Source organism: Bradyrhizobium sp. LB11.1, from assembly GCF_040549385.1.
Taxonomy (GTDB): domain Bacteria; phylum Pseudomonadota; class Alphaproteobacteria; order Rhizobiales; family Xanthobacteraceae; genus Bradyrhizobium.
In genome coordinates, this window is sequence record NZ_JBEPTH010000009.1 from 240,997 (window position 1) to 252,685 (window position 11,689).

Annotated in this window: 10 protein-coding genes; 5 read left to right on the forward strand and 5 right to left on the reverse strand. The window is 64.6% G+C overall.

The features are described from left to right. Positions 1 to 58 precede the first annotated feature (58 nt). Positions 59 to 1,030 (forward strand): quinone oxidoreductase family protein, encoded by a 972-nt coding sequence (locus tag ABIA96_RS23990; protein WP_354139510.1) that lies wholly within the window; start codon positions 59 to 61, stop codon positions 1,028 to 1,030. Between the two features lie 5 nt (positions 1,031 to 1,035). Here the strand turns inward: ABIA96_RS23990 and ABIA96_RS23995 are convergent, their stop codons facing one another. Beyond that, positions 1,036 to 2,103: an acyltransferase family protein gene (locus ABIA96_RS23995; protein ID WP_354139511.1), complete on the reverse strand. Its 1,068-nt coding sequence runs from the start codon at positions 2,101 to 2,103 to the stop codon at positions 1,036 to 1,038. 194 nt (positions 2,104 to 2,297) lie between these two features. Here ABIA96_RS23995 and ABIA96_RS24000 point away from each other — a divergent pair, with 194 nt between their 5' ends. The 4 genes from ABIA96_RS24000 (at position 2,298) to ABIA96_RS24015 (ending at position 8,554) form a co-directional block, all read left to right on the forward strand. Beyond that, positions 2,298 to 3,614 (forward strand): UDP-glucose dehydrogenase family protein, encoded by a 1,317-nt coding sequence (locus tag ABIA96_RS24000; RefSeq protein ID WP_354139512.1) that lies wholly within the window; start codon positions 2,298 to 2,300, stop codon positions 3,612 to 3,614. Between the two features lie 145 nt (positions 3,615 to 3,759). Beyond that, complete coding sequence (gene hrpB, locus ABIA96_RS24005; RefSeq protein ID WP_354139513.1) at positions 3,760 to 6,234, forward strand: ATP-dependent helicase HrpB; 2,475 nt, start codon at positions 3,760 to 3,762, stop codon at positions 6,232 to 6,234. A gap of 126 nt (positions 6,235 to 6,360) precedes the next feature. Further along, positions 6,361 to 6,873, forward strand: a complete 513-nt coding sequence (locus ABIA96_RS24010) for a TIGR02281 family clan AA aspartic protease (protein WP_354139514.1) — start codon at positions 6,361 to 6,363, stop codon at positions 6,871 to 6,873. A gap of 181 nt (positions 6,874 to 7,054) precedes the next feature. Next, on the forward strand, positions 7,055 to 8,554 hold the full coding sequence (locus tag ABIA96_RS24015; RefSeq protein WP_354139515.1) for a phosphomannomutase/phosphoglucomutase: 1,500 nt from the start codon (positions 7,055 to 7,057) through the stop codon (positions 8,552 to 8,554). Between the two features lie 161 nt (positions 8,555 to 8,715). Here the strand turns inward: ABIA96_RS24015 and ABIA96_RS24020 are convergent, their stop codons facing one another. From ABIA96_RS24020 to ABIA96_RS24035, 4 genes are all read right to left on the reverse strand, one after another. Next, the gene (locus tag ABIA96_RS24020; protein ID WP_354139516.1) at positions 8,716 to 9,225 is read right to left on the reverse strand and encodes an Lrp/AsnC family transcriptional regulator; all 510 of its coding nucleotides are present in this window, start codon (positions 9,223 to 9,225) and stop codon (positions 8,716 to 8,718) included. A 97-nt stretch (positions 9,226 to 9,322) separates the two neighbouring features. Beyond that, on the reverse strand, positions 9,323 to 10,246 hold the full coding sequence (locus ABIA96_RS24025; protein WP_354139517.1) for a sugar kinase: 924 nt from the start codon (positions 10,244 to 10,246) through the stop codon (positions 9,323 to 9,325). An 8-nt stretch (positions 10,247 to 10,254) separates the two neighbouring features. Continuing rightward, positions 10,255 to 11,193 (reverse strand): NAD(+) diphosphatase, encoded by a 939-nt coding sequence (nudC, locus tag ABIA96_RS24030; protein WP_354139518.1) that lies wholly within the window; start codon positions 11,191 to 11,193, stop codon positions 10,255 to 10,257. Between the two features lie 11 nt (positions 11,194 to 11,204). After that, positions 11,205 to 11,624, reverse strand: a complete 420-nt coding sequence (locus tag ABIA96_RS24035; protein WP_027530449.1) for an HIT domain-containing protein — start codon at positions 11,622 to 11,624, stop codon at positions 11,205 to 11,207. Positions 11,625 to 11,689: the final 65 nt, after the last annotated feature.

The window sequence follows — 11,689 nt, forward strand, 5'->3', positions numbered from 1 at the left end:
TTTCGCAGATTTTCGGCCCAATCCATAGTTGCTTCCGTCATCAACAGGAGAGTTCGACATGACCGTGATCGTGAGATTGAAGGCGCCCGGTGGCGTAGAACAGCTGGAGCTGGCGAGCGTCAATCTGCAGCTGCCAGGCCGTGGCGAAATCCGGCTGCGGCAGTCCGCGATCGGCGTCAATTCCATCGACATCTATCACCGCATGGGCCTTTACCCGCTTCCGCCGGAGCGGATTCCTGGCGTCGAGGCGGTGGGGATCGTTGCGGCGCTGGGCGCGGAGGTGACCGGCGTCGAGGTCGGGGACCGAATCGCCTATGCGGGCGCGCCGGTCGGCGCTTATGCGTCAGAACGGAACCTGCCGGCCTGGCGCTGTGTCAAACTTCCGGCCAGTCTGCCGGATGAGGCGGTCGCCGCGGCGTTCGTCAAGGGCATTACGGCCGACATGCTGCTCAATCGTGTTTTCCCAGTTGGCCGTGGGATGACGGTTCTCGTCCATAGCGCCGCAGGAGGGCTCGGACAGCTTCTGACACGCTGGGCCAGCGCGACCGGGGCGGCCGTGATCGGGACGGTCGGTTCGCCAGCCAAAGCCGAAATTGCCCGCGCTGCCGGTGCGTCTCACGTGATCGTCGGGCGGGATGCCGATTTCGCCGCAGCGATCGCCGATCTCACTGCCGGACGCGGCGTTGATGTCGCCTACGACGGCGTCGGCGGGACGACGTTGCAAAAGACACTTGGCTGCGTGCGGCCATTCGGCGTCGTGGCGAGTGTTGGACAATCAGCCGGGCCGATCCCGCCCCTCGATGTCAATGATCTCGGGCCGCGACGCAGCCTGATGTTGGCGCGGCCGAGCGTCATGGCCCATATGAACGATGCCGACGCGTACCGCCGCTCTGCCGAGCGGGTACTTGCCGCGATGGTCGACGGCGTGCTCCAGGTGACCGGTAAAGCCTACAGCCTGCAGGACGCTGCGCTGGCGCAGGCCGACCTGGAAGCCGGGCGTACGACGGGAGCATTGTATCTGAAGCCTTGAGCGGCTTATTCCGCCGGCTGCAACACCGGTCCGGGCTTCTTCGGCGCGATCCAGAACGCATCGGGCCGTTCGAACAGGAAGTCGGCGTGCAGCCGCAGCGCGGCCCGCCAGATCGCCAACGATCCCAGCACGCCGACGATGGTGACGATCAGCGACATTGTGCCGATGTCCGGAATGATACCTGTGCGCAAGAGCAGCGTCCGCGTCGCGGCCATCGGCAGGAAGAAGGCAAGATAGATCACGATCGAATGCTCGCCGCAGAAGCGGAAGAAATTCAGCCAGTGCGCCCGCGCGAGCAGCGTGCCTGACGTGATGATGGCGCAAGCGCCGGCTAGGCCGAGCACGAGCGACACGATCTTCCATTCGCTGGCGCCAAGCATGACGAGGCCGGCATTGACGAAGACCCAGGTCGCGAGCGCTGCGAGCGCGAGTGCCGGCTGGTTCCGCGCGCGATCCGACAGCGCGAACACGTAGGGCGCAAACAGATAGCCCGAATAGAAATAGACGAAGCGCGCGCAGAATTCGTCGATCGCGGTCCAGCCGGTCGTGACGCGCGCCGTTTCCAGCGCGGCGGCGACGAGCCAGATCGCGAGCGGCGGGAATTGTCGTGTCAGTTTTGTGACGATGAAAAAGATGGGCAACAGGTAGATGAACCAGAGCGTGCCGAACGGCTCGATGAAGGATTCGAGATAGAGCAGGCCCGCGTTGTGCCAAGAGGTATCGGCCGCGAAAGCAGGCGCCTTGAAGCCGAACTGGATTGTCACCCAGACGACATAAAAATAGGCGAAATGCACCACCTTGCGGTCGAGATAGATTCGCCAGTCCCGATCGATCACCAGTGGCAGGAACAGGCCCGAGATCAGGAAGAAGTCCGGCATCCGGAACGGCTTTGCGAAGGCCACCAGAACATGCATGAAACCGGTCTCGCCGGCGGCGAGCTCGACCCCCAATACCGAATGCATCATCACGACCATGACGATGCAAATGCCTTTGGCATAGTCGACCCAGTCGACACGCGCGGCAGAAGGGGCCTTGGATCCCCCGTTCGCGGCGATTGTGCCTGATGGTGCCATGATGTCTCGTTTCGAGGCGTGTTCGGCCCGGTTCTGTGCGGGCGTGGGGCAGTGTGGGGCCTTGTGGTTTACGACTTCTTTACCGGTACAAATCGCGTGCCGGTTTTCGAACCGTGGGCTCTTCCTTCCCGACGGGAAAATGCTAAACCGCTCCAAATTGGGGTTTTGTTAACCAAGTCAAACCAGGGATTTTCATGCGCATCGCGATGATCGGCACGGGTTATGTGGGACTGGTGTCCGGAGCCTGCTTTGCGGATTTCGGTCACGACGTCACCTGCGTCGACAAGGATGAGAAGAAGATCGCCAGCCTGCGTCGCGGCGAGATCCCGATCTACGAGCCCGGGTTGGACGAGCTGGTCGCGACCAACGTCAAGGCCAAGCGGCTGGAGTTCACCACCGACCTGTTGAAGCCGGTCGCCGATGCCGATGCGGTGTTCATTGCGGTCGGCACCCCTTCGCGCCGTGGTGACGGCCACGCCGATCTTTCCTACGTCTACGCTGCCGCGAAAGAGATCGCGCAGTCGCTGTCCGGCTTCACCATCGTGGTGACGAAGTCGACCGTTCCGGTCGGCACCGGCGACGAGGTCGAGCGCATCATTCGCGAGGCCAATCCCAGGGCCGATGTCGTCGTCGCCTCCAACCCCGAATTCCTGCGCGAGGGCGCTGCGATCCGCGACTTCAAATTCCCCGACCGCGTCGTCGTCGGCACTACCGATGAGCGCGGCCGCAAGGTGATGGGCGATATCTACCGCCCGCTGTCGCTGAACCAGGCGCCGCTGATGTTCACGGAACGCCGCACCGCCGAGATGATCAAATACGCCGCGAACGCGTTCCTTGCGACCAAGATCACCTTCATCAACGAGATCGCGGATCTCTCGGAAAAGGTCGGCGCCAACGTGCAGGAGGTCGCACGCGGCATTGGCCTGGACAACCGCATCGGCACAAAATTCCTGCACGCCGGTCCGGGCTTCGGCGGCTCGTGCTTCCCGAAGGACACCAAGGCGCTGATCAAGATCGCGCAGGACTATGACGTGAGCCTGCGCATCGTTGAATCCGTGCTCGCGGTCAACGAGAATCGCAAGCGCGCAATGGCGCGCAAGGTGAGCCAGGCGCTCGGCGGCTCGCTGCGCGGCAAGACCATTGCCGTGCTCGGTCTCACCTTCAAGCCCGATACCGACGACATGCGCGACGCGCCGTCGATCCCGCTGGTCACCGGCCTCCTCGACATGGGCGCGAAGGTCAAGGCTTACGATCCAGTCGGCATGGAGCAGGCCAAAAGCGAGCTGCCCAGCATCACCTATAGCGAGGACGCCTATTCCTGCGCTGAAGGTGCTGATGCGCTGGTCGTCGTCACCGAATGGGTGCAATTCCGTGGTCTCGACCTCGACCGGTTGAAGAGCGTCATGGTGCAGCCCGTGGTCGTCGACCTCCGCAACATCTTCAGCCCCGAAGACATGGCTGCCGCCGGCTTCACCTATGAGAGCGTCGGTCGGCCATCCGTGCAACGCTGATCGCGGCCATGAAAGGCTGAAACCGTCATGGACGGGCTTGTCCCGGCCATCCACGTCTGTTTTCTAGTCCAAAGACGTGGATACCCGGGACGTTTGTGCGAAGACGCGCTTCGCGCTTTTGCCGGGCATGACGAATGGATAGGCCTTGCCCCGGAACTTCGACACGCCCCTCCCGATCGATGTCGTGCTCGACGACCTCTCGCGCACGCTGGAGGCGCACAACGCGGCCGTGCTGGTGGCCCCTCCGGGCGCCGGCAAGACCACGCGGGTGCCGCTGGCGTTGCTCGATGCGCCCTGGGCCAAGGGCAAGAAGATCATCGTGCTGGAGCCGCGGCGCATTGCGGCACGCGCCAGTGCCGATCGCATGGCCAAATCGCTCGGCGAGCGCGCCGGCGAAACCGTCGGCTATCGCGTCCGTTTCGGCTCGAAGATATCGCGGGCCACACGCATCGAGGTCGTGACCGAAGGCATTTTCACCCGTCAGATCCTCGACGATCCCGAGCTCTCCGGTGTCGCTGCCATCCTGTTCGACGAATTCCACGAGCGCTCGCTCGATGCCGACATGGGCTTGGCGCTGGCGCGCGATGCGCAGCTGGGCTTGCGCGAGGATCTGCGCATCCTGGTGATGTCGGCCACGCTCGACGGCGCACGCGTCGCAAAGTTGCTTGGCGAGGCGCCTGTCGTCGAGAGCGAGGGCCGCGCCTTTCCGGTCGAGACCCGCTATCTCGGTCGCAAGGCGGATGCACCGATCGAGCGGCAGATGGCGGACGCAATTGCCTCGGCACTTCGCGCTGATAGCGGCTCGGTGCTCGCCTTCCTGCCGGGCGCCGCCGAAATCCGCCGCACCCAGAATTTTCTCGGCGAACGCGTGCAGGACCCCAGCATCGAGATCGTGCCGCTGTTCGGCGCGCTTGATGCCGCCGTGCAGGACCGCGCCATCTCGCCCGCGCCCAAAGGCACGCGCAAGGTGGTGCTGGCGACCTCGATCGCCGAGACCTCGCTCACAATTGAAGGCGTGCGCATCGTCGTCGATTCCGGTCTCGCCCGTGTGCCGCGCTACGAACCCGACATCGGCCTGACCCGGCTCGAGACCGTGCGTGCCGCGCGCGCCGCGGTCGATCAGCGTCGCGGCCGCGCCGGCCGCACCGAGCCAGGTGTCTGCTACCGGCTCTGGGACGAGCCGCAGACGGCGTCGCTCGCGCCCTACACCCAGCCGGAAATTCTCAGCGCCGATCTGTCCTCGCTTGTGCTCGATCTCGCGCAATGGGGCGTGAGTGATCCGGCGGCGCTGTCCTTCCTCGACCCGCCGCCCGCGCCGGCATGGAAGGAAGCCAAAGGCCTGCTCTCCGAGCTCAACGCGCTCGATGGCGACGGCCGCATCACGGCGGAAGGCAAGAGCCTGCGCGCGCTGGCCTTGCCGCCACGGCTGGCACGCATGATCGTGGATTCGCATCGCGCCGGCGCGGGCGAAGAGGCGGCCGAGATCGCGGCCCTCCTCACCGAGCGCGGGCTCGGCGGCGACGGCGCCGATCTCGAGCACCGGCGCGACCAGTTCCGCCGCGACCGTTCGCCACGGGCGGCGAGCGCGCGCGACCTGGCGCGGCGCTGGGCTTCGCAGGTCGCGGCGTCCGAGAAGGCGGGGCAGCAGGAGGATCTCTCGACCGGCCTGATGCTCGCCTATGCCTTCCCCGATCGTGTCGCGCGCAATCGTGGCAATGGCAGTTTTGTGCTCGCCAACGGCCGTGGAGCCGCGGTGGAGCAGACCTCCTCGCTCGCCCGAGCGCCCTATATCGCGATCGGCGAGATGACGGGAACGGCCGCGAGTGGCCGTATCCTGCTCGCCGCGCAAATCGCCGAGGGCGACATCGAGCGGCATTTCGCCGAGCACATCAACACCGCCGATGAGGTCTCCTTCGACCGCGGCGCGATGGCGCTGCGCGCGCGGCGCAAGCGCGTGCTGCATGCGATCACGCTGTCCGAGGCCACGCTTGCCGTGTCGCCCTCGGAAGACACCGCGCGCGTCTTCGCCGACGGGCTGATCGCCGCCGGCCTCGACCGGCTGCCCTGGTCGAAGGCCGCAAAACAATGGCGCGATCGCGTGATGTTTTTACGCAAGGCCGAGGGCGGTAGCTGGCCAGATCTCACGGACAACGGGCTGATCGCGCGGCGTGACGATTGGCTGGTGCCTGCGCTGTACGACAAGATCGCGCTGAAGGACATCTCCGCCGGCGATCTCTCCGATGCGCTGATGGCGCTATTGCCGTGGGAAATGCGCGCGCGACTGGATCGCGAGGCGCCGACGCATTTCGAGGCGCCCACGGGAAGCGTGCTCGCGATCGACTACGAGGCCGAGCAGGGGCCGACCATCGCGGTGCGCCTCCAGGAATTGTTTGGCCTCAATACCCATCCGTCGATCGCCGCCGGCAAGGTGCCGCTGGTGCTGGAATTGCTGTCGCCGGCGCAACGCCCGGTGCAGGTGACGCGCGATCTCCCCGGCTTCTGGCGCGGCAGCTATGCGGCCGTGCGCTCGGACCTGCGCGGCCGCTATCCGCGCCATCCCTGGCCGGAGGATCCGGCGAGTGCGCTGCCGACCCGGCGGGTCAAGCCGCGCGGCACGTGACAAATCACGCCCGCCATTAACCGTACGCTCATCCTTTTCGTCAAAATGACACCGGCTCTGCCGCGGCCTCCCTCGCGGGCCGGCGTGTCGCGTGGTCAAATCGAGCTTTCGGTTCCGAGTGGTGTCATGCGCAACATAATGATCTTCGCGGCCATCCTGATCGGACTGGGCACTTTCATGGCGCAGATGGCGGACAGAATGAGCTCCGCATCCGCCACATCAGCGCCACATACGACCGTCGCAGTCGCGACTACGGCGCCAGCCGGCGGCCGCAGCCTCAACATCCCCCGCGACGGTCGCGGCCACTTCCAGACCGACGGTCGCATCGACGGCCAGCGCATCGGCTTCATGGTCGACACCGGCGCCTCCGTGGTGGCGCTGAACGAGACCTCGGCCGCCCGCTTCGGCCTCCGTCCCTCGCGCAACGACTACAACGCCACCGTCACCACCGCCAACGGCACCATCAAGGCCGCGCGCACTCGCATCGCAATGCTGGACGTCGGTGGTCTCATCGTTCGCGATGTCGACGCCATGGTGCTGCCAGACGCGGCGTTGTCCGAGAACCTGCTCGGCCTATCCTTCCTGTCCCGCCTGAAGCGCTTTGAGTATGCCAACGGCCAGATGGTGCTGGAGCAGTAAATCTCGGCTGATTGCAGTGCTATAATTTCGATATTGCCGCTGCGCGAACCTGCGGCAGGAAATGTTTTCCCGTTACCAAACTGCCGCAATTGTCATCCATAAGCTGCCATTCCCGCCTTCCGCTGCGGCCCGGCATTCGCTAAGGCTGCATCAATTCCTGCCCTTTCGCGAGACCGCCTCAATGTTTCCCAAGCCGAAATCCGTGCTTTTGCCCAACACCTACGCCTTCGAATCCGAGCCGATGGTGAAGGCCACGGGCTTTCGCGAATACGACGCGCGCTGGCTGTTCCAGAAGGAAATCAACCTGATGGGGATCCAGGCGCTCGGCATGGGGCTGGGCGCGCTGATCGCAGAGCTCGGCGTGAAACAGGAGATCGTGACTGGCCACGATTTCCGGGGCTACTCGGCCTCGATCAAATACGCGCTGATCTCCGGCTTGATGGCGGCTGGGTGCAAGGTGCACGACATCGGGCTTGCGGTGACGCCGATGGCCTATTTCGCGCAGTTCGATCTCGACGTGCCCTGCTGCGCCATGGTCACGGCCTCGCACAACGACAATGGCTGGACCGGCGTGAAGATGGGCGCCAACCGCCCGCTGACCTTTGGCCCCGACGAGATGACTCGGCTGAAGGAGATCGTGCTCAACGCCGATTTCAAGAACAAGGCCGGCGGCTCCTACCAGTTCCACGAGAATTATCCGGCGCGCTACATTGCCGACCTCACCAACCGCCCGAAGCTCAAGCGCAAGCTCAAGGTTGTTGCGGCCTGCGGCAACGGCACGGCCGGCGCGTTTGCGCCGCAGGTGCTGGAGGCGATCGGCTGCGAGGTGGTCCCGCTCGACACCGAGCTCGACCACACCTTCCCGAAATACAATCCGAATCCGGAAGACATGGAGATGCTGCACGCGATCCGCGACGCGGTGCTGCATCACAAGGCCGATGTCGGCCTCGGCTTCGACGGCGACGGCGACCGCTGCGGCGTCGTCGACAACACCGGCGAGGAGATCTTCGCCGACAAGGTCGGCGTGATGCTGGCGCGCGACATGTCGGCGATCCACAAGGACGCGCAGTTCATCGTCGACGTGAAGTCGACCGGCCTGTTCATCACCGATCCCGTCTTGCAGAAGCAGGGCGCCAAGACCGCCTATTGGAAGACCGGCCATTCCTACATGAAGCGCCGCACCCACGAGACAGGGGCGCTCGCGGGCTTCGAGAAGTCCGGCCACTTCTTCTTCAACAAGCCGTATGGACGCGGCTATGACGACGGTCTGGTCTCGGCGATCGCGATCTGCGACATGCTCGACCGCGCGCCGGGCAAGTCGATGGCCGATCTGAAGAACGCGTTGCCGAAGACGTGGTCGTCGCCGACCATGTCGCCGCATTGCGCCGATGAGACCAAATACGGCGTCATCGACCAGGTGGTGAAGCATTTTGAGGGCTTGCAGGCCAAGGGCGCCAAGATCGGCGGCCAGGCGATCCGCGATCTTGTCACCGTCAATGGCGTCCGCGTCACGGTCGAGGACGGCAGCTGGGGCCTGGTGCGCGCTTCCTCCAACAAGCCTGAGCTCGTTGTCGTGGTCGAGAGCCCGGTCTCCGAGCAGCGCATGCACGACATGTTCGAGATGGTGAACAGCGTGCTGCGCACGCATCCCGAAGTCGGCGAGTATAATCAAAAGATCTGATGTCAGGTTGAGGGAGGCGTGATCCATCCTCCCTCTCCGCCGTCATGCCCCGCGAAGGCGGGGCATCCAGTACGCCGCGGCGTCTCGGTTCAATCGTAGTCGTCTCGGAGTACTGGATCGCCCGGTCAAGCCGGGCGATGACAGCTTCCGTGTGAAGAGACTTAAGCCGCAGCCACCGCCGGGATCGGCAGCGCCGTGACGGACTTGATCTTCTCCATCGCGAAGCGCGAGGTGACGTTCTTCAGCGGCACGGCGCTGATGAGTTTCTTGTAGAAGATGTCATAGGCCTGCATGTCGGCGACCACGACGCGCAGCATGTAATCGACGTCGCCGGCCATGCGGTAGAATTCCATCACCTCGGGCATGGCGCTGACCGCTTCGGCGAATTTCTTGAGCCAGGCGTCGGAATGATCGGAGCTCTCCACCGAGACGAACACGGAGATGCCGAGCCCGATCTTGTTCTGATCGACCAGCGCCACCCGCTTCAGGATCACGCCGTCGGCCTCCAGGCGCTGAATACGCTTCCAGCAGGGGGTCGAAGACAGCCCGACGCGGTCGCCGATTTCGGCAACGGAAAGGGAGGCGTCCTCCTGAAGCACCATCAGGATCTTGCGGTCGATGGCGTCGAGGCGGCGGCTGGTCTCGGGGATCTGGACAGCGGCATCAGTCATTTGAAGAACTTTGTTCCAATATTAGCGCTGCTTTCCGTCATATATAGAAAAATCTTCTATCGCAAGCCCATAATCTCGGCGTGTCTTCGGAATGGCGCTACAGCCTGCTATGCAAAAACCCTTCAACTTCAATGCGTTGCGGGGCAGCCGGGCCGCCGCCGTGGCGGGTGCATTTCAGGGCTGCGGCGGCTGCGGCGAATCGCAGCGCGTCCTGCACACCGCTGCCCTCCGCGAGCCAAATCGTGAAGGCGCCGTGGAAGACGTCGCCGGCCCCGAGCGTATCGACGGCCTCGACCGGGAAGGCCGGCGTCTCCTCCAGCGTGCCCGCCTCGTTCAGCCAGATCGTGCCGTGCGGGCCGCGGGTGGCGGCGAGAAAGGCGGGTGTCAGCGCAGCCAGGCGCTTAAGTGCCTCGCCGTTGTCGGCGATGCCGGCGGTCTCCTGCACCTGTTCGCTGGCGAATAGAAGATGCGAGGCAGTCTTGAGCAGGTCGTCCTGCAGCGACATCGCGCGATCGACGCCGACGATGACGGGAATGCCGCGCCGACGGGCCTCAATGCAGAGATCGATGCAGAAGGGGCCGCAGCGGCTTTCGACGAGGACAGCCGCACAATCGGCAAGGAGCTCGTCTGCATCGGGCAGCTTCACCAGCCACAGCGCGGGATCGCGATAGATCGTCAGCGTTCGTTCGCCGGTCGCGTCGATGATGATCGCAGAGACGGGTGTGGCCGCACCCGGCATGCGCACGATATGGCGGGTCTCAATACGCTCGGCCGCCATCCGCTCGAGGATGAAGCTGCTCGACGTCTCCCGCGCATCGCCCATCGGCCCGGCAAAGGCGACACGGCCGCCGAGCCGCGCCATCGCGATCGCGGCATTGAGCGCGTTGCCGCCGCAGATCTCGGCAAGATGCGTAGCGTTGGCCTTGCTGCCGCGCTCCGGCACGGCCTCGACCCGGAAGGTGAGGTCGCGCACGGGAATGCCGATGCAGAGGATGCGCGGTGCCATCCCTGATGCAGCCATCCGCGGTCTCAGCTCTTGTCGTGGACCCAGCGGCCGAGCAGGTGATGGGCGATGGCGAAAGGATGCGGCCCGGCGAATCCGTCGGGATGCGTCCGCGTCAGCATCAGCGCCGCCTCTTCGCGCGTAAACCAGCGCGCATCCTCGAGCTCGGAATGGTCGACGACGACGTCCTCGTTCACCGCCCGCGCGCTGCAACCGATCATCAGCGACGACGGATAGGGCCAGGGCTGGGTCATGTAGTACTGCACATCGGTGCAATTGATGCCCGATTCTTCCAGGATCTCACGGCGCACCGCGTCCTCGATGGTCTCGGCGGCCTCGACGAAGCCGGCGAGGCAGGAATACATGCCCGGCGGAAACTGCTTCTGGCGGCCGAGCAGGCACTTTTCGCCAGATGCCACCAGCATGATCACGACGGGATCGGTGCGCGGAAAGTGCTCGGCCTTGCAGGCCGGGCACTCGCGCTTCCAGCCGCCTTCCTTCATCGCGCTGCGCGTGCCGCAATTGGCGCAATAGCCGTGGCGCTGATGCCAGCTGACCATCGACTTCGCCATTGCGATCGCCGACAGTTCCTCGGGCGGGATCGCGCCCTGCATCGCCATGCCGCGCAGCTCGGTGACGGTGTAGTCCTCGCGGCCGATCAGCTTCTCGGCCGCAGCCTGCGCGAGGCCCATGCCGAAGAGCGCAGCGCCGTCGCGCAAGCCGAGGAAGATCGTGCCGGGATTGGCGCCGCATTTCAGCGCCTCGTCGATTCCGAGCAGCGCGCGCGTCTTGTCGCCGTCGCGCTTCACCAGCAGCGAGTCGCGGTAGACGACGTAGGCGCGCGAGGACGGCTTCTGCTCCATTGCGAACAGTTTTTCGTCATCGCGGCGCAAATGCGCGGCGCGGTCGAGAACGTTGGTGACGAAGGCCGGTTGCCCCAGCGGAAACGAGTCGAATGCTGACATTTCTTGTTCTTTCAACCCAGCCAGATTTTTCTGCGAAGCGCGCTGATGAAATTCTGTACTTCAGTAGCGTCATGCGCCAGGGGCGGCATCACGCCCCAGACCGGCCGCGGCCAGGCGGCGTCACTGGTGCGGCGTGCGATGATGTGGACGTGAAGCTGCGGCACGAGGTTTCCCAGCGCTGCAACATTGAGCTTGTCGCATTTGGTGATCTCCTTTAGCGCGCGCGAGACGCGGGAGATCTCCGTCATCAACTGCGCCTGCTGGACCTCGTCGAGATCGATGATCTCGACCGCATCGGAGCGTCGCGGCACCAGCAGCAACCATGGATAATGCGCGTCCTTGATGACCAGCACCTTCGATAGCGGCAAGTCGCCGATGTCGATGGTGTCCTCTTTCAGGCGGGAGTGCAGCGACCAGGCGGGATCGGACATATGCGTTTCCAGATTGCCCGGTGGGAGCGGGCGCGTTTGGACGGACCATACGATACCGAGTCCGA

Excerpts from the sequence above, each read along its gene's own strand:
- ABIA96_RS23990 (WP_354139510.1), top strand. The coding sequence starts at position 59 with ATGACCGTGATCGTGAGATTGAAGGCGCCCGGTGGCGTAGAACAGCTG.
- ABIA96_RS23995 (WP_354139511.1), bottom strand. The coding sequence starts at position 2,103 with ATGGCACCATCAGGCACAATCGCCGCGAACGGGGGATCCAAGGCCCCT.
- ABIA96_RS24000 (WP_354139512.1), top strand. The coding sequence starts at position 2,298 with ATGCGCATCGCGATGATCGGCACGGGTTATGTGGGACTGGTGTCCGGA.
- ABIA96_RS24010 (WP_354139514.1), top strand. The coding sequence starts at position 6,361 with ATGCGCAACATAATGATCTTCGCGGCCATCCTGATCGGACTGGGCACT.
- ABIA96_RS24015 (WP_354139515.1), top strand. The coding sequence starts at position 7,055 with ATGTTTCCCAAGCCGAAATCCGTGCTTTTGCCCAACACCTACGCCTTC.
- ABIA96_RS24020 (WP_354139516.1), bottom strand. The coding sequence starts at position 9,225 with ATGACTGATGCCGCTGTCCAGATCCCCGAGACCAGCCGCCGCCTCGAC.
- ABIA96_RS24025 (WP_354139517.1), bottom strand. The coding sequence starts at position 10,246 with ATGGCTGCATCAGGGATGGCACCGCGCATCCTCTGCATCGGCATTCCC.
- nudC (WP_354139518.1), bottom strand. The coding sequence starts at position 11,193 with ATGTCAGCATTCGACTCGTTTCCGCTGGGGCAACCGGCCTTCGTCACC.
- ABIA96_RS24035 (WP_027530449.1), bottom strand. The coding sequence starts at position 11,624 with ATGTCCGATCCCGCCTGGTCGCTGCACTCCCGCCTGAAAGAGGACACC.